Source organism: Massilia sp. IC2-477 (assembly GCF_020707265.1).
In the GTDB taxonomy this organism is placed as follows: Bacteria; Pseudomonadota; Gammaproteobacteria; order Burkholderiales; family Burkholderiaceae_D; genus Telluria.
Map to the genome: position 1 here is coordinate 359,469 of NZ_JAJFEQ010000002.1, position 15,348 is coordinate 374,816.

The 15,348-nt window shown below is 66.2% G+C and carries 20 protein-coding genes and 1 tRNA gene; 14 read left to right on the forward strand and 7 right to left on the reverse strand.

Annotation, left to right across the window (positions count from 1 at the left end; all coding sequences use genetic code 11):
* Positions 1-4 precede the first annotated feature (4 nt).
* Complete coding sequence (locus LK542_RS05010) at positions 5-895, forward strand: TraB/GumN family protein (protein WP_227811052.1); 891 nt, start codon at positions 5-7, stop codon at positions 893-895.
* 22 nt (positions 896-917) lie between these two features.
* Here the strand turns inward: LK542_RS05010 and LK542_RS05015 are convergent.
* Together LK542_RS05015 and argB are read right to left on the reverse strand one after the other, a co-directional pair.
* Positions 918-992, reverse strand: a tRNA-Thr gene (locus tag LK542_RS05015).
* A 42-nt stretch (positions 993-1,034) separates the two neighbouring features.
* Entirely contained in the window at positions 1,035-1,964 is a 930-nt protein-coding gene (gene argB / locus LK542_RS05020; RefSeq protein WP_227801489.1) for an acetylglutamate kinase, read from the reverse strand.
* Between the two features lie 139 nt (positions 1,965-2,103).
* On the opposite strand from argB, the gene LK542_RS05025 reads away from it, so the two are divergent.
* The gene (locus LK542_RS05025) at positions 2,104-2,307 is read left to right on the forward strand and encodes a cysteine-rich CWC family protein (RefSeq protein WP_227811053.1); all 204 of its coding nucleotides are present in this window, start codon (positions 2,104-2,106) and stop codon (positions 2,305-2,307) included.
* 32 nt (positions 2,308-2,339) lie between these two features.
* Here the strand turns inward: LK542_RS05025 and LK542_RS05030 are convergent, their stop codons facing one another.
* Both LK542_RS05030 and LK542_RS05035 read right to left on the reverse strand, forming a co-directional pair.
* Positions 2,340-3,386, reverse strand: coding sequence for a PHB depolymerase family esterase (locus tag LK542_RS05030; protein ID WP_227811054.1), 1,047 nt, complete (start codon positions 3,384-3,386; stop codon positions 2,340-2,342).
* 22 nt (positions 3,387-3,408) lie between these two features.
* Positions 3,409-3,840: a CopG family transcriptional regulator gene (locus LK542_RS05035; protein WP_227801492.1), complete on the reverse strand. Its 432-nt coding sequence runs from the start codon at positions 3,838-3,840 to the stop codon at positions 3,409-3,411.
* Positions 3,841-3,966: 126 nt separating this feature from the next.
* Between LK542_RS05035 and LK542_RS05040 the strand changes: the two genes are divergently transcribed.
* The 5 genes from LK542_RS05040 (at position 3,967) to LK542_RS05060 (ending at position 8,103) form a co-directional block, all read left to right on the forward strand.
* Entirely contained in the window at positions 3,967-4,434 is a 468-nt protein-coding gene (locus LK542_RS05040) for a thioesterase family protein (RefSeq protein ID WP_227811055.1), read from the forward strand.
* A gap of 57 nt (positions 4,435-4,491) precedes the next feature.
* Complete coding sequence (locus tag LK542_RS05045) at positions 4,492-5,958, forward strand: UbiA family prenyltransferase (RefSeq protein ID WP_227811056.1); 1,467 nt, start codon at positions 4,492-4,494, stop codon at positions 5,956-5,958.
* Entirely contained in the window at positions 5,955-6,149 is a 195-nt protein-coding gene (locus LK542_RS05050; RefSeq protein WP_227801497.1) for a DUF1289 domain-containing protein, read from the forward strand. Before LK542_RS05045 ends, LK542_RS05050 begins: the two co-directional genes overlap by 4 nt.
* Before the next feature lies 1 nt (position 6,150).
* Positions 6,151-7,062 carry an MBL fold metallo-hydrolase gene (locus LK542_RS05055; RefSeq protein ID WP_227811057.1) on the forward strand — a complete coding sequence of 304 codons (912 nt, stop codon included), beginning with the start codon at positions 6,151-6,153 and terminating at the stop codon, positions 7,060-7,062.
* Positions 7,063-7,146: 84 nt separating this feature from the next.
* Positions 7,147-8,103 (forward strand): nitronate monooxygenase family protein, encoded by a 957-nt coding sequence (locus LK542_RS05060; protein ID WP_227811058.1) that lies wholly within the window; start codon positions 7,147-7,149, stop codon positions 8,101-8,103.
* A 116-nt stretch (positions 8,104-8,219) separates the two neighbouring features.
* Here LK542_RS05060 and LK542_RS05065 read toward each other — a convergent pair whose 3' ends face one another.
* Both LK542_RS05065 and LK542_RS05070 read right to left on the reverse strand, forming a co-directional pair.
* On the reverse strand, positions 8,220-8,846 hold the full coding sequence (locus LK542_RS05065; protein WP_227801502.1) for a hypoxanthine-guanine phosphoribosyltransferase: 627 nt from the start codon (positions 8,844-8,846) through the stop codon (positions 8,220-8,222).
* A gap of 77 nt (positions 8,847-8,923) precedes the next feature.
* A complete protein-coding gene (locus LK542_RS05070) occupies positions 8,924-9,271 on the reverse strand; it encodes an MmcQ/YjbR family DNA-binding protein (protein ID WP_227811059.1) in 348 nt (115 codons plus the stop codon).
* Between the two features lie 151 nt (positions 9,272-9,422).
* Here LK542_RS05070 and LK542_RS05075 point away from each other — a divergent pair, with 151 nt between their 5' ends.
* From LK542_RS05075 to LK542_RS05105, 7 genes are all read left to right on the forward strand, one after another.
* A complete protein-coding gene (locus LK542_RS05075; RefSeq protein WP_227811060.1) occupies positions 9,423-11,240 on the forward strand; it encodes an aminopeptidase P family protein in 1,818 nt (605 codons plus the stop codon).
* Position 11,241: 1 nt separating this feature from the next.
* Positions 11,242-11,508: a hypothetical protein gene (locus tag LK542_RS05080; RefSeq protein WP_227811061.1), complete on the forward strand. Its 267-nt coding sequence runs from the start codon at positions 11,242-11,244 to the stop codon at positions 11,506-11,508.
* 9 nt (positions 11,509-11,517) lie between these two features.
* Positions 11,518-12,261, forward strand: coding sequence for an MgtC/SapB family protein (locus LK542_RS05085; protein ID WP_227801507.1), 744 nt, complete (start codon positions 11,518-11,520; stop codon positions 12,259-12,261).
* Between the two features lie 49 nt (positions 12,262-12,310).
* Positions 12,311-12,889 (forward strand): DUF924 family protein, encoded by a 579-nt coding sequence (locus LK542_RS05090; protein WP_227811062.1) that lies wholly within the window; start codon positions 12,311-12,313, stop codon positions 12,887-12,889.
* Position 12,890: 1 nt separating this feature from the next.
* Positions 12,891-13,721: a DUF2520 domain-containing protein gene (locus LK542_RS05095; RefSeq protein ID WP_227811063.1), complete on the forward strand. Its 831-nt coding sequence runs from the start codon at positions 12,891-12,893 to the stop codon at positions 13,719-13,721.
* 62 nt (positions 13,722-13,783) lie between these two features.
* The gene (locus LK542_RS05100; protein ID WP_227801510.1) at positions 13,784-14,161 is read left to right on the forward strand and encodes an MAPEG family protein; all 378 of its coding nucleotides are present in this window, start codon (positions 13,784-13,786) and stop codon (positions 14,159-14,161) included.
* Positions 14,162-14,278: 117 nt separating this feature from the next.
* On the forward strand, positions 14,279-14,641 hold the full coding sequence (locus LK542_RS05105) for a hypothetical protein (RefSeq protein WP_227801511.1): 363 nt from the start codon (positions 14,279-14,281) through the stop codon (positions 14,639-14,641).
* A 101-nt stretch (positions 14,642-14,742) separates the two neighbouring features.
* Here LK542_RS05105 and LK542_RS05110 read toward each other — a convergent pair whose 3' ends face one another.
* Positions 14,743-15,318 (reverse strand): molybdopterin-dependent oxidoreductase, encoded by a 576-nt coding sequence (locus tag LK542_RS05110; RefSeq protein WP_227811064.1) that lies wholly within the window; start codon positions 15,316-15,318, stop codon positions 14,743-14,745.
* Between the last annotated feature and the right edge of the window lie 30 nt (positions 15,319-15,348).

Here is a 15,348-nt window from a genome sequence, read left to right on the forward strand (position 1 = left end):
TTGAATGCGACGTCCGATTATAGTGGTGTTCTTCAGCTTGTTCCTGCTGGCCTTCCAGGCACTGGCGGCAGAACGCGGCGCGCTGTTCAAGGTCAGCGGCAGCGGGCACTCACTTTACCTGTACGGCACCATCCATGCCGGGCGTCCCGACTTCTATCCGCTCGAGCCGCGCATCCGCCAGGCCCTGGAGGCCGCGCCCACGCTGGCGCTGGAAATCGATACCGCGCGCGATCCGGCCGCGATGGCGGCGGCCCTCCAGCAGCACGGCATGTATGCGAACCCGCGTCTCGGGCTGGCCGGCCTGGCGCCCGAACGGCGCCAGCGCATCGAAACCGCGCTCAAGCGCCAGGGCGTCGACCCGGCCGCACTGAAGCAGCTGAAACCCTGGATGATCGTGATGACGCTGGCCGTGATCGACGCGGCGAAGATGGGCTACGACCCGCGCCTGGGCGTGGACAGCCATCTGGCGGAGCAGGCGCGCAGCAAGGGCAAGACCCGCATCGCCGAACTCGAGTCGATCGGCTACCAGGCCGCGCTGCTTGACCGCCTCAAGGACGAGGACCAGTGGAAGCTGCTGGAAGAAACGCTGGAGAACATGGCGTCCGGGCGCCAGCTGCGCGAATCGCGCGAACTGTTCGATGCCTACGAGCGCGCCGACCAGGCGGCGCTGGAACGCATCGCGCAGCGCATGGAAGAAGACGACAGCATCAGCGGCAAGTTCATGCGCGAACTGCTGATGGACGAACGCAACGGGCCGATGGCGGACAAGATCGTTTCGCTCCTGGAGCGCGAAAACAATGCGGTGGTGGCAGTGGGATTGCTGCACCTGGTGGGCAAACGGGGCGTGCCCGAGCTGCTGCGCAAGCGCGGCATCAAGGTGGAGCGGATCTACTGAGGGAAGTGCTGCAGGAGGGGGGTGGTGCCCTTGACGTGGATTGAACACGTGGCCTCTCCCTTACCAAGGGAGTGCTCTACCACTGAGCTACAAGGGCATTCAGGTCGTCTTCTGTGGCAGAAACTCTGCCACAAAAAATTTAGTGAGACCGGATCATAGTGCCAAAAGCCTGTTCGGTCAAGACTTCCAGCAACAAACTGTGTTCGATGCGCCCATCGATGATGTGGACCGTATTGACGCCCGACTTCGCGGCGTCCAGCGCCGACGAGATTTTCGGCAGCATGCCGCCCGAAATCGTACCGTCTTCGAACATCTCGTCGATCTCGCGCGCCGACAGGTCGGTGACCAGGTTGCCCTGCTTGTCCTGCACGCCGGCGATGTTGGTCATCATGATCAGCTTTTCGGCTTTCAGGATTTCGGCGATCTTGCCGGCCACGACGTCGGCATTGATGTTGTAGGCCTGGCCATCCTGGCCGAAGCCGATCGGCGAAATGATCGGGATGAAGGCGTCGTCCTGCAGCGCCTTGACGACCGCCGGGTTGATCGCTTCGATCTCGCCGACGAAACCGATGTCGAGGAATTCGCCCGGCTTTTCCTTGTCCGGCATGGACATGCGGCGCGCGCGGATCAGGCCACCGTCCTTGCCGGTCAGGCCCACGGCCTGGCCGCCGTAGTGGTTGATCAGCATGACGATGTCCTGCTGGACTTCGCCGCCCAGCACCCACTCGACCACTTCCATGGTTTCTTCGTCGGTGATGCGCATGCCCTGCACGAAGGTGCCCTGCTTGCCGATCTTCTTGAGTGCGTTGTCGATCTGCGGACCGCCGCCGTGCACCACCACCGGGTTCATGCCCACCAGCTTGAGCAGGATGACGTCGCGCGCGAAGCCGTGCTTCAGGCGCTCGTCGGTCATGGCATTGCCGCCGTACTTGATGACGATGGTCTTGCCGTGGAAATTACGGATGTAGGGAAGCGCCTCGGCCAGGATCTGTGCCTTGATCTGTGGCGAAACCTTGGTCAGATCGTTGGGCTGGTCGTCGGGATTCAGGCTGCTCAAGGTTGCGTTCATGGAAGGTCCAAAATAAATGTCGCGAGATTTTAAGGCAACAGCCTAGTACTTGTGCTGATTATATGGCGTCTTGTTGTATTTTATGGGCTGAATCGCCACCGTACAGAACCATGACCCCTTTTTCATGCGGGAATGCCCCGTGAGCACCTGCACCCGCTGCGGCGCCGAATTCGGCTGCGCCATGGCCGATGGCAGCCCTGAACCCTGCTGGTGCACGGCCCTGCCGCCCGCCGTTCTGGTACCGCAGGAAGCGGCAGGCTGCTGGTGCCCGGCCTGCCTGCGCGCCCACATCGAGGCTGAACTATTGCGGCAAGATCAGCCGACGCGACAGTTGAACCGCTAACTATCACCGCGTGGGCGGAGAATCCGCCCACCCTACCGCTGCGTGCGGAAAAACCGCATCATCTCACGACTCGCATCCGGCCCCTTGCCATCGGTATAACTGCCGCGCGCATTGCCGCCCGACCAGGCGTGGCCGGCGCCATGGATCAGCCAGTGCTCGGCGTGCACGCTGCCGTCGTCGTGGTGGTGCACCGTGCGCGTGTAGGCATGGCCGTCCGGCACCTGGCCCGGCTCGGCGGTGTGGCGCACCCCGCGCGCGCGGCCCTGGCTGACCAGGGCGTCGCCATTGGCGGGATGGACCGTGGTGTCGCGGTCGCCGTGGAACACGATGATCGGCAGCTGGCGCCCGGGCGCCTGGCTGCGCCGGAAATCGCCCTTCATCGCCGCCAGCGCCGAGGGCAGGTCTTTGGCCGCCGCGAAGGGCAGGCCCGAATGCACGCCGACGGCGGCGTACAGGTCAGGATACAGGGTGCCCATGATGGTCGCCATCGCGCCGCCCGCGGACAGGCCGGCAACGAAGACCTGGCGCGCATCGACCGCGTGGCGCGCCATCACGTCGCGCGTGATGCCGGCGATGATCGAGGGTTCGCCGCGGTCGCGCTGCTGGTCCGACTCGTTGAACCAGTTCCAGCAGCGCGACGGGTTGGCCGACTGCGACTGCGCCGGATAGACGACCAGGCAGCCCAGTTCTTCCGCCAGCGCATTCATTTGCGTGCCGTGGGCGAAGTCATCGGGGTTCTGGGTGCAGCCGTGCAGCATGACGACCAGCGCGGCCGGGGCGTCGCCCAGGGTGCTCGGCACGTACAGCTTGTAGTCGCGGGTACCGGCCTCGTTGCTGTAGCTGCCGCTGCTGAAGCTGCCCGGCCAGGCGTCATTGGCCGGGACCTCGAACTGTCCGCGCAAGGATTCCATGTTGCGCTGCAGGTCGGCCAGCACGTCGGTGGAGGGCGCGCTGCGCTGGAAGGCGTTCGCGTGCTTCATCGCTTCCTGCACGATGGCCGCGGTATCGAGCGGATTTTTCTTGAGCAGGGCGCGGGTGGCCTTGCGCATCTGCGCGAGCAGGTGCATGTTCATTTTCATGGTCTTCCCCTGGCCGGAGCGCTTACTGGATGCGTCCGGCTAGTGCCGCCTTCACCGCGCTGCTGGCATGCAGCGCGCCGAGGACGACGATTGATTCGATGGTGTCGCGCGCCAGTTCGGGCGTGACGTCGTCTGCGATGCTGGCCAGGCCGAGCACCTGGATCTGCAGGCGTTCGCCGGCGGCGCGCGCCCGTTCCAGGTCGGCCCGCGTGTAATGGTGGATGCCGAGTACCAGGCTGCGCCGCGCCACGGTCTGGCGCAGCACGTCGGCATGCGCCTGCAGCTGGTTGCGGATCGCCGTGCGGATCAGGTCGGAGCGATTGGAATAGAAACCTTCGCTCACCAACAGATCGATCTGCCCGAGGTCGATCGGCCCGAGGTTGATCGTGATCTTTTCCGAGTCCGCCGGCCGTACCGGCTCCTTCGCTACCACTTTCACTAGTTCTCTGGTCATGATGCCTTTCGCTTCCTTACGCCACGCTTGCACCATCCAGCTGGATGGTGTCTGGAGTGTACGCCCCTGACGCTGCGGGTCAAGGAGGATTTACCCAAATGCGACCGGCTGCGTTAATCTGCGTACATGCGTGCAGAAATACAACTCGGCCATAGCTTCGAATGGCGCTATACCATCCCGGCGCGGGCCAGCGTGCCCGCGCTCTATCACGACACGCCCTTCTGCCTGGACATGCCGGAAGTGCTGGCCACCGGCTACCTGGTCGGCATGATGGAGCTGGCCTGCCTGCACGGCCTGATGCCATTCATGGACTGGCCGCGCGAGCAGAGCCTGGGCACGATGGTCAGTTTCCAGCACCTGGCGCCGACCCCGCCGGGCATGACCTTGACCATCCGCGGCAGGGTCGTGGACGTGGACGGCCGCCGGGTGCGCTTCCAGGTCGAAGCCTGGGACGAGCTGGACAAGGTGTGCGAGGGCATCCACGAACGCCACCTGATCGATCCCGCGCGCTTCAATGACCGGGTGGCGAAGAAGCTGGCGCAATGGGCCTCGCCCCATGCAGTACCGGCCGAGCCGCCGCGCGATGAGCGATAATGCGCGATGGCTTTGCAATTCTTGAACTGAATCGTGATCACTTCGCTTGACACTTCCATGCTGGATTCCCAACAGGCACAGCGTTCGACCACCGTCCCGCTCGTGGTCGACCTCGACGGCACCCTGACCCCGACCGATACCCTGGTCGAGTCGGTGCTGCTGCTGGCGAAGCATTCCGCCCCCGACCTGCTCAAGCTGCCGTTCTGGCTGCTGCGCGGACGCGAGCACCTGAAATCCGAGATCGCGCGCCGCGTCACCATCTCGCCCGACGCGCTGCCCTACCGCGAAGACCTGCTCGACTACCTGCGCGCGGAAAAAGCCGGCGGGCGCGAACTGGTGCTGGCCACGGCCGCGCACCGCTCGATCGCCGAGCCGGTGGCCGCCCACCTGGCCCTGTTCGACCGCGTGCTGGCCACCGACGAAACCCGTAACCTCAAGGGCAGCAACAAGCTGGCCGCGATCCGCGCAGAAGTCGGGCCGGAGTTCGCCTATGCCGGCGACAGCGCGGCCGACCTGGCGGTGTGGGAAGGCGCCCAGGCCGCCGTGCTGGTGGGGGCATCACACGCCGTGACGCGCACCGTGCGCGCCAGGCACGCCGTCGAAAAGGAATTTCCGAAGCCCGCGGCCGGCCTGGCCACCTGGCGCAAGGCGCTGCGCGTGCACCAGTGGGCCAAGAACGTCCTGCTGTTCGTGCCGCTGCTGACCGCTTTCTCCTTCGCGCCCGAACACGTGGCCACCATGCTGCTGGCCTTCCTGTGCTTTTCCGGCGCGGCCTCAGCGACCTATATCGCGAACGACCTGTGGGACCTCGGCAACGACCGCCGCCACCCGCGCAAGAAGCTGCGGCCGTTTGCCAGCGGTGCGCTGCCGATCACCTCGGGCGTGCTGGCTGCGCTGCTGCTGCTGGCCGGTTCCTTCGCCCTGGCCTCCACCATCAACAAGGGCTTCGTGGCGATGCTACTGTCCTACGTGGTGCTCACCACTGCCTACAGCTGGTGGCTCAAGGAGCGCGTGCTGCTCGACGTGCTGATGCTGTCGACGCTGTACACGATGCGCATCGTGACCGGCTCGGTGGCGGTGGGCATCCACACCACCTCCTGGCTGCTGGCCTTCTCGCTGTTCGTGTTCCTCAGCCTGGCGTTGGTGAAGCGCTGCTCCGAGCTGCAGCTGATGCAGCAGCGCGGCCAGGCCAGCGCGCACGGGCGCGACTACCACGTGGTCGACCTGGCCGTGCTGTGGCCGATGGGCCTGGCCTCGGCGCTGGCGGCAGTGGTGGTGCTGGGCCTGTTCATCAATGCGGCCGAGACCGAGGCGCGCTACGCCAGCCCGGTGCTGCTGTGGGGCCTGGCCGCGCTGATGATCTACTGGCTCGGCCGCCTGTGGATCAAGACCGCGCGCGGCGAGATGGACGACGACCCTGTGCTGTATGCGCTGAAGGACCGCGGCAGCCGCGTGGCACTGGCCCTGATGGTCGTGGTGGCCGTCTGCGCCCATTACCTCGACGTGAAGGCGCTGTTCGCATGAATCCTGAATTGAGCAGCCCCGTCCCTTCGCCCTGTATCAACGTGTGCCAGATGGACCCTGTCAGCGGCCTGTGCAAGGGCTGCCTGCGTACCATCGACGAGATCGTCGCCTGGGGCAAGGCCAGCGACGAATACAAGCGCAGCGTGTGGACCGAGATCCGGCGCCGCGAAGCCGAGATCGACTGGGGCTGACATGGACCTGCGCCTGCCCCCGTCGCTGCACGTGTTCGAGCGGGGCTGGCTGTCGTCCAACAACATCCTGTTCACCGGCCGCCATGACACGGCGCTGGTGGACAGCGGCTACGTCACGCACGCGCCGCAGACCCTGGCGCTGGTGCGCCAGGGTCTGAACGGCCGCCCGCTCGGGCGCCTGCTCAACACCCACCTGCATTCGGACCACTGCGGCGGCAATGCGCTGCTGCAGGCCACTTATGCCTGCCACACGGCCATCCCGGCGCTGGACGCGGACAAAGTCGCAGCCTGGGACGAGGAGGCGCTCAGCTACCGCGCCACCGGCCAGCAGTGCGCGCGTTTCGGCTTCGATGCGGTGCTGGCGCCGGGCGATATCCTGGAGCTGGGCGACCTGTCCTGGCGCGTACTGGCCGCTCCTGGCCACGACCCACATGCGCTGCTGTTCTTCTGCGAATCCGAAGGCATCCTGATCTCCGGCGACGCCCTGTGGGAAAACGGCTTCGGCGTGATCTTCCCCGAACTGGCGGGCGAACCGGGTTTCGCTGAAGTGGGGGCCACGCTGGCGCTGATCGCCTCCTTGGCGCCGCGCGTGGTCATCCCCGGCCATGGCCCGGTGTTCGCGGACGTCGCCGATGCCGTGGCGCGGGCCCGGGCCCGGCTCGACTACCTGAGTGCCGACCCGGTGCGCAATGCGCAGAACGCGGTCAAGGTGCTGCTCAAGTTCCTGCTGCTGGAGCGGCGCGCGCTGGCGCTGGAGGGGCTGCCCGGGCTGTTAAGCGCTATCCCCTTGGTGGAACGGGTGCGTACCGGGCTGCTGGCGATGTCGCAGGACGAGCTGGCCGGGTGGGCGGTGGCCGCCCTGGTGCGCGCCCGGGCCGCGCGGATCGCAGGAGGGCAGCTGCTCGACGTTTAGAGTCAAAAATCTAGCACGATCGTTCTTTTTTCACGGCATAATGCCCTCCACCGTGTTCCATCAACCGACAACCGAGAGCCTTCCATGACGCTGCCACCCGTGTTGCAAGACCTGTCCCTTCCCGTGATCGCCTCGCCGATGTTCATCGCCAGCGGCCCCGCGCTGGTGGCGGCCCAGTGCAAGGCCGGCATCGTCGGTTCCTTCCCTGCCCTGAACGCGCGCCCGGCCGAGCTGCTCGACACCTGGCTGACCGACCTGCAGCGCGAACTGGCCGACTACGCGGCCGCCAATCCGGGCAAGAAGGTGGGGCCGATCGCCGTGAACCAGATCGTGCATGCCTCGAACGACCGGCTGGCGCACGACATCGAGGTGTGCGTGAAGCACCAGGTGCCGATCATCATTTCCTCGCTGCGCGCGCCGCCGAAGGAGATGCTCGACGCCGTGCACGCCTACGGCGGCATCGTGCTGCACGACGTGGTCTCGATCCGCCACGCGCAAAAGGCGCTGGAGGCGGGCGTGGACGGCCTGATTCTGGTGGCGGCCGGCGCCGGCGGCCATGCGGGCGCGCTGTCGCCCTTCGCGCTGGTGGGCGAGGTGCGCAAGTTCTTCAAGGGTCCGGTCGCGCTGTCCGGCTCGATCGCCACGGGCGACGCGATTCTCGCGGCCCAGGCCATGGGCGCCGATTTCGCCTACATCGGCTCGCGCTGGCTGGCGACCAAGGAATCGAACGTCACCGACGCCTACCGCGATGCGATCGTCGAATCGAGCGCGGCCGACGTGGTGTACACCAACCTGTTCACCGGCGTGCATGGCAACTACCTGAAGAAGTCGATCGTCGCGGCAGGACTGGATCCGGACAACCTGCCGGAATCGGACAAGAGCAAGATGAGCTTCGGCGGCGGCAGCGCCAAGGCCTGGCGCGACATCTGGGGCGCGGGCCAGGGCGTGGGCCTGATGGACGACGTGCCGACCGTGGCCGAGATGGTGGAGCGGCTCAAGGCCGAATACGCCGCGGCGCGCGAACGCCTGGCAATTCGCTGAACCGTAGGGTGGGCGGCTCTGCCGCCCACGCGGTGATAGTTAGAGGGTGAAACACCGTGCTCGACGATCTTGCAGCCGGTTGACCGCGTGGGCAGGAAACCTGCCCACCCTACAGATTAATCCAGGCGTTTGGCGTCCGGCACCGGAAACTCCGGCTCCGGCTCCGCCGCGCTCAGGTCATCCTGGTTGATCGACCACAGCCCCGGCAGGTTGCGCCAGTAGTTGTACACGTCCATGCCGAAGCCGACCACGAATTCGTTCGGCAGCGTCAGGCCCACCAGGTCGGCCTTGATCGGCTTGGCGCGCTTGAGGTCCTTGTCGGCGAAGACCGCGACGATCACTTCGGCCGCGCCCATGTCGAGCAGGCGCTGCTTGACGTGGGCCAGGGTCTCGCCTTCGTCGAGGATGTCATCGACCACCACGATGGTGCGGCCGGTGACGTCCTGGCGCGGGATGACCTTCCACACGATCTGGCCGCCGCGGTCGGCGTCGCCGTAGCGGCTGACGTGGATGTAGTCGAATTCGAGCGGGAAGTTCAGCTGCGGCAGCAGGTTGCCGGTGAAGACCACGGCGCCGCCCATCACGCCCAGCACCAGCGGGAAGGCCTTGTTGTCGGGGGCGCCGAAACGCGCGTTCAGTTCGTCGGCGACGCGCTTCACCGCGGCCTGCACTTGTTCCGGGGTGACGATCTGGGTAGCGTTGGCGAGCAGCGCGCGGGCGCGGTCATGGTGGTAGTCTTGCATGTCGTTCTGTCTTCTGGTGTAAAGATGGCGGTGCAGATTATGCGCCAATCGGGTCGGCGGGCGCGTTTCTGTTGGGATCAGCCGGCTATGTCGCGTTGCAGCTTGCGGGTCAGCCCGGCGAACACGAGTTCGTAGGAACGGCGCAGCAGCCCGGCGAATTCAGCGTCGTCCAGTTGGGCCTCCGGCGTTACGAACACCCACTTGGCGCGCGCCAGATAAGGCGCCGGCACAATGCCGGGCCGGTCGGTCAGTTCCAGGAAGCGTTCGTCGTCCGCCTTCAGGCTGAAGCCCTGCGAAGGCCCGTCCTTGTTGGTCACCGCGAACATCTTGGCCCCGACCGAAAACACGGTGTCGTGGTCCCACTTGGTGTCCTCGGTACAGCCGGGGAAGCTGCGGCACAGCCGCTTGGCCGCTTCGAAATCCATGTCCGTCTCCTGCGCCGGCTAGGTGCCGGTCAACTTGTTCGTGTTGATGACATTGTAGCGGATGATGTCATAACGCAATAAGTCGACGCGCCACGTCATGGCATTGCGGCGTATCATACGTGGCTTGGATAACAACCTGAATGACCAAGCCATGTCCACTCCCGAATTCGAACAAGCCCGTGCCGACAAGCTTGCCCGGCTGCGCAGCGCGATGGCGCGCGCCGGCATCGACGCTTACCTCGTGCCGTCGAGCGACCCGCACCTGTCGGAATACCTGCCCGGCCACTGGAAGGGCAGGGAGTGGATTTCAAGCTTCACCGGTTCGGTCGGCACCTTCATCGCCACCCGCGACTTCGCCGGCGTCTGGACCGATGGCCGCTACTGGACCCAGGCGGAGAGCGAGCTGGCCGGCAGCGAGATTGCCCTGATGAAGATTCCGGGCGCCGCCAGCCAGATGCACGTGGACTGGCTGGCTGCGAACCTGTCTGCAGGACAGACCGTCGCCGTCGATGCGCGGGTGCTCGGCCTGGCCGGTGCGCGCCTGCTGGCCGATGCGCTGAGTGCAAAAGGCATCCAGCTGCGCACTGATGTCGACCTGCTCGACGAAGTCTGGCAGGACCGCCCGGCGCTGCCGTCCGACCCGGTGTTCGAGCACCTGCCGCCGTATGCGACCATGAGCCGTGCCGACAAGCTGGCCGCTACCCGCGCCGCCATGGAGCAGCACGGCGCCGGCTACCACTTCATTTCGACGCTCGACGATATCGCCTATCTGTTCAACCTGCGCGGCGCCGACGTCAGCTTCAATCCGGTGTTCCTGGCGCACGCGCTGATCGGCCGCGCCGACGCCACCCTGTTCGTGGGCGAGGGCAAGGTGCCGGCTGACGTGCGCGCGCGCCTGGAATCCGACGGCGTCCACCTGGCGCCGTATGCGAACGCCGCTACCGCACTGGCCGCGCTGCCGGACGGCGCCACGCTGCTGCTGGATCCGCGCCGCGTCACCGCCGGCATGCGCGCGGCCGTCGCCCAGGGCGTGAACGTGGCCGAAGCGATCAACCCGACCACTTTCGCCAAGTCGCGCAAGCTGGACAGCGAAGCCGTCAACGTACGCGCCGCGATGGAACAGGACGGTGCGGCCCTGTGCGAATTCTTTGCGATGCTCGAGCCGCTGCTGGAAGATGCGGGCCGTGCACCACTCGACGAAGTGGCGATCGACACCCACATCACGGCCGCACGCGCACGCCGACCGAACTTCATCAGCCCGAGCTTCTCGACCATCGCCGGCTTCAACAGCAACGGCGCGATCATGCACTACCGCGCCTCGCAAGAAAGCTGCGCGGTCATCGAGGGTGACGGCCTGCTGCTGATCGACTCGGGCGGCCAATACCTGGGCGGCACCACCGACATCACGCGCGTGATCCCGGTCGGCACCCCTTCCGATGCGCAGAAGCGCGACTACACGCTGGTGCTCAAGGGCCTGATCAACCTGTCCTCGACCCGCTTCCCGCGCGGCACCCGCGCGCCGCTGCTGGACGCAATCGCGCGCGCACCGATCTGGGCCGCCGGCATCGACTACGGCCATGGCACCGGCCACGGCGTCGGCTACTTCCTGAACGTGCACGAAGGCCCGCAGACGATTTCGCCCGCCGTGCCGCCGGACCCGCACACCGCGATGGAGCCGGGCATGATCACCTCGATCGAGCCGGGCATCTACCGTCCGGGACGCTGGGGCATCCGCATCGAGAACCTGGTGCTGAACCAGGTGGTCGACACCACCGAGTTCGGCGAGTACCTGGGCTTCGAAACCCTGACCCTGTGCCCGATCGATACCCGCCCGATCGATCGCGCGCTGCTGCGCGAAGACGAGATCGCGTGGCTGAACGCCTACCACGCGATGGTGCGCGCGCGTCTCGAACCGCATGTGCAGGGCGCGGCGCGCGACTGGCTGATCAAGCGCACGGAGGCCTTCTAACATGGCGAGCTCCCGATCGACCCGCGCCAGCGCCGCCGTCGAGCGCCTGAAAAAGCGTACCGGTAATGTCGCATATTCGATGGCGCGCACCGGCGACGGCCTGTTCTACCTGGCGGAAGCGCCGGGCGCCCCGGCCCTGAACGCGCCCATGGAGCTGGACGAATTCGTCGCCTTCGTGAATGGCCTCGGTCCGCAGGAGGTCAAGCGCATCAGCAAGCACGACGAGGCCTTCGAAAAGCAGCTGGTTCGCAAGAAGCCGGGAGCGTAACAGCCTCTTATGCCTTCCAACCAACTCCTCGGGGCGTACTGGTCCGAATCCAGCATCTTCACCAATGGCCTGATCCTGCTGCACCTGGCCGGCGCGCTGGCGCTCGGCCTGCTGGTCGGCTATGAACGGGCCTACCACGGCCGTGCGGCCGGCATGCGCACCTATGGCCTGGTGTGCATGGCTTCGGCCGCGCTGACCATCCTGGCCGGCTACCCGGACTTCTGGTACGGCGGCCATGGCGGCGTGCTGGCGCCGGTCGACCCGACCCGCATCATCCAGGGCGTGGTGACCGGCATCGGCTTCCTCGGCGCCGGCGTCATCATGCGCGAAGGCTTCAACATCAGCGGCCTGACGACGGCAGCCTCGATCTGGGCTTCGTCCGCGATCGGCATCCTGGTCGGCGTCGGCTTCTACCTGGCGGCGATGGGCCTGGCCTTCTTCTCGGGCATGATCATGATCTACCTGAACCGGTTAGAAACCATCCTGCCGTCGCGTCACGCGGTGGCGGTGCGCATGCGCTTCAAGCCGCAGGTCTTCCCGCGCGAAGACGTGCTGCGCACGGCGGCGCTCGAGCGCGGCTACGAGATCGCCGGCAGCTCGCTGACCATCAGCAGCGACGAAGGGCGCCAGGAATGGCGCTTCGTGGCGCTGGCCCTGTCGAGGAAAAGCGGGGCCTCGCTGTCCGAGCTGGCCGACGAGCTGGCCGCCTTCGAAGGCCTGGAAGCCTTCCAGCTCTCGCACGCCCGCAATTAAGCAAAAAACAACAATAATAACTATCGCTATTCATTACTGGGGTTCATCAATGCAAGCACAAGACGTTCTCGATTTCTGGTTCCTTCCTGAGGGCGCTGAAGGCCACGGGAAGCAGCGGGTCGAATGGTTCCGCAAGGACGAAGCCTTCGATGCCGCCCTGCGCGAGCGCTTCGGCGCCTTGATCAGCCAGGCGCTGGCGGGCGGGCTGCGCGAGTGGGACGAGCTGGGACCGCGCGGCACGCTGGCGCGCATCATCGTGCTCGACCAGTTCACCCGCAATGCCTTCCGCGGCAAGCCGGAATCCTTTGCTGGGGACACGCTGGCACTGGCCAGCGCGCGCCAGCTGGTGGATTCCAGCGAACACCTGGCGCTGGCACCCGTCGAGCGCCAGTTCGTCTACATGCCCTTCGAGCACGCGGAAGACGCGCACATGCAGGAGCAGTGCGTGAGCCTGTTCACCGAACTGGCTGGCCAGCACGAAGGCTTCGGTGAAGCGCTCGACTATGCGCACCGTCACCGCGGCGTGATCGCCCGCTTCGGCCGCTTCCCGCACCGTAACGCCATCCTCGGCCGCGCCTCCACGCCGGAAGAACTGGCCTTCCTCGAGCTGCCCGGCTCCAGCTTCTGACGTGAGTCCGACGCTGAACCTGGTCGGCGCCGGCCACGTCGGCCGCGCGCTGGGGCGCCTGTTCGCCGCCACCGGCACGTTCGCCGTGCAGGACGTGCTGACCCGCAGCCCGGACGGTGCGCGTGAGGCCGTCGCTTTCATCGGCGCCGGCAGCGCCTGCGACACCTTGGTGCGGATGCGTCCCGCGCAGGTGTGGATGCTGGCGGTGGGCGACGACGCCATCGTGCCTGCCTGTGAAGCGCTGGCGCGAGCCGGCCACTTGGCAAGCGCCGTGGTGTTCCACTGCAGCGGCGCCAAGGCCTCCAGCGAACTGCAGGCGGCGCGCGAGGCCGGCGCCTTTGTCGCCAGCGTGCACCCGATCCGCAGCTTTGCCGACCCGGCAGCGGTCGCAGGGAGCTTCGCCGGCACCTTTTGCGGCATCGAGGGCGACTCGCAGGCCCTGGCCGTGCTGGAGCCGGCCTTCGCCGCGATCGGCGCGCGCATCGTGCGCATCGATCCCGCCGCCAAGACGGTCTACCACGCGGCCGCCGTGTTCGCGTCGAATTACCTGGTGACGGTGCTTGACGCCGCGCTGCGCGCCTACCAGGCTGCCGGCGTGCCGCCGGAGGTCGCGCGCGAACTAGCGCGGCCGCTGGCCAGCGAAACCCTGGCCAATGTGTTCCGCCTCGGCCCTGAAGCAGCCCTCAGCGGCCCGGTCGCGCGCGGCGACTTCGCCACCGTGGCGCGCCAGCAGGAGGCTGTCACGCGCTGGGACCCCTTCACCGGCCAGTTGTACGAAGCCCTGGTGGCGCCGACCGCCGACCTGGCGCGCCGCAAGCGCGGCGCAGGCTGACTTATCCCGTTTTATCCCTGTCTTATCCCGGCTTTATCCCCACTTTATTCACAGGATTTTCGATGTTCTTGACTGCCTGGGCCACCCTGGCCGCACTCGGCGTGTATTTCTGGACCGGCGTGAACGCCGGCCGCGCCCGCATCCGCCACGACATTCCGGCGCCCATCATGGATGGCCCGGAAGAGTTCCAGCGCTGCCAGCGGGTGCAAGCCAATACGCTCGAGCAGTTGCCCCTGTTGCTGGTGCCGTTGTGGATGTGTGCCTATTATTTGGGCGACGTTTGGGCGGCGCTTGGGGGCATGCTGTGGTGCCTGGGCCGGATTGCCTACGCGCTGGGCTATTACCGTGATCCGGCAAAGCGGGAAGTTGGCTTTATTACAGGGATGTTGGCTTGTGCGTTGTTAATTGGCGGCACTGTTTGGGGGCTATTGCTGCGCTAAACCCAAAAAAGTGCAGACAAAGATCGACAAAGTTCCCAGAGAGCAATAAGCTAGGCTGCTGATCAATACAAACCGATCCACCTGCGTTCGAAGCAGGTAAGAGGATAAGGAGAGAACATGCTGTTCCTGAAGAGCACCAGCGTCACCAAGGCCCCGGGTATTTACGATATCGATGTCGCCGCAAAACCGCCCGGCAAGACCTTCGGTGTTTTCCTGGCCACCGATCCGGACAATCCGCCGCAGTCCGTGCTGGCGGGTCTGGCCGAACTCGGCTTCAAGAATATCCACCAGCAGAGCTATGTCCACAAGGACAAGGGCAAGGTGCTGGACCTGCACTTCCAGAAGGATGGCACCGATCTGTTCAACGGTTGGAAGGCCGAGGAATGCCAGGCCAACCTGGCCGCGATCGAAACGCTGTTCGGTAACGTCGGCATCACCGTGACCCCGCGCGTCATGAGCCTGGCCGAAGCCTACGCCTGAAAGCGCCCGGCAATTCCCCCGATGGCTGCGTCGCATCGTCTCGCCGTACTGGCGTACTGTCTTCGAAGATGCGCCTTGCCCTCGGAGTTTTGCCAAGCGCTTTAAGGCTGTACCTCGATGTGGTACAGCGCCCAGGGGCAGGCTCCGAAGCGTTCCGTGACCTTCCGCGCCGCCATTTCCGGCACGCGGTCGGCGTCGTATACCGCCCATAAGGGTCCCAGCCCGCCGAGCGCCATCGGCTGGCCGTCCAGGTGCGTCGCCACGATGAAGCCCCAGGCCCGCAGCTGGCCCATGGGGACCGCCGCCGCATAGCCATCCACCGCCCGCAGCAAAACCTTGGCCTGGTCCGCCGGCCGCGCGCCGCCCAGTGCCAGCACGTCCGCCAACAGCGGCCCGCGCAAGGCATGCGGCTTGCCGTCGTATTCAAGGGTCGGCCGGATCGTGCGCGCCGGCAGGGCGGCGATGGCCGCGAAGTCCAGCGCCAGCGCGCGCGTGAACGCCAGCTTTTGCTTGAACATCATCTGGTCGCGCACCGGGTCGAGCGCACCGCGGTTGCTGCGTTCGATGGCCCCGGTGATCGTGAGCAGGGTAGGGCCGCTCGCTGTCTTTCGGGTGGCCGCCAGCGCGGGCAGGGCGCTTGACGCCAGTGCCGCGCCCAGGAAATGACGTTTGTCCATGCGAAAATGATGGGGTGAGGGGAAAGCCTC

Coding starts and splice junctions, on each gene's coding strand:
- LK542_RS05085 (WP_227801507.1), top strand. CDS start 11,518: ATGCCTTCCAACCAACTCCTCGGGGCGTACTGGTCCGAATCCAGCATC.
- LK542_RS05090 (WP_227811062.1), top strand. CDS start 12,311: ATGCAAGCACAAGACGTTCTCGATTTCTGGTTCCTTCCTGAGGGCGCT.
- LK542_RS05105 (WP_227801511.1), top strand. CDS start 14,279: ATGCTGTTCCTGAAGAGCACCAGCGTCACCAAGGCCCCGGGTATTTAC.
- LK542_RS05075 (WP_227811060.1), top strand. CDS start 9,423: ATGTCCACTCCCGAATTCGAACAAGCCCGTGCCGACAAGCTTGCCCGG.
- LK542_RS05060 (WP_227811058.1), top strand. CDS start 7,147: ATGACGCTGCCACCCGTGTTGCAAGACCTGTCCCTTCCCGTGATCGCC.
- LK542_RS05055 (WP_227811057.1), top strand. CDS start 6,151: ATGGACCTGCGCCTGCCCCCGTCGCTGCACGTGTTCGAGCGGGGCTGG.
- argB (WP_227801489.1), bottom strand. CDS start 1,964: ATGAACGCAACCTTGAGCAGCCTGAATCCCGACGACCAGCCCAACGAT.
- LK542_RS05110 (WP_227811064.1), bottom strand. CDS start 15,318: ATGGACAAACGTCATTTCCTGGGCGCGGCACTGGCGTCAAGCGCCCTG.
- LK542_RS05065 (WP_227801502.1), bottom strand. CDS start 8,846: ATGCAAGACTACCACCATGACCGCGCCCGCGCGCTGCTCGCCAACGCT.
- LK542_RS05070 (WP_227811059.1), bottom strand. CDS start 9,271: ATGGATTTCGAAGCGGCCAAGCGGCTGTGCCGCAGCTTCCCCGGCTGT.
- LK542_RS05050 (WP_227801497.1), top strand. CDS start 5,955: ATGAATCCTGAATTGAGCAGCCCCGTCCCTTCGCCCTGTATCAACGTG.
- LK542_RS05040 (WP_227811055.1), top strand. CDS start 3,967: ATGCGTGCAGAAATACAACTCGGCCATAGCTTCGAATGGCGCTATACC.
- LK542_RS05035 (WP_227801492.1), bottom strand. CDS start 3,840: ATGACCAGAGAACTAGTGAAAGTGGTAGCGAAGGAGCCGGTACGGCCG.
- LK542_RS05010 (WP_227811052.1), top strand. CDS start 5: ATGCGACGTCCGATTATAGTGGTGTTCTTCAGCTTGTTCCTGCTGGCC.
- LK542_RS05030 (WP_227811054.1), bottom strand. CDS start 3,386: ATGAAAATGAACATGCACCTGCTCGCGCAGATGCGCAAGGCCACCCGC.
- LK542_RS05045 (WP_227811056.1), top strand. CDS start 4,492: ATGCTGGATTCCCAACAGGCACAGCGTTCGACCACCGTCCCGCTCGTG.
- LK542_RS05080 (WP_227811061.1), top strand. CDS start 11,242: ATGGCGAGCTCCCGATCGACCCGCGCCAGCGCCGCCGTCGAGCGCCTG.
- LK542_RS05100 (WP_227801510.1), top strand. CDS start 13,784: ATGTTCTTGACTGCCTGGGCCACCCTGGCCGCACTCGGCGTGTATTTC.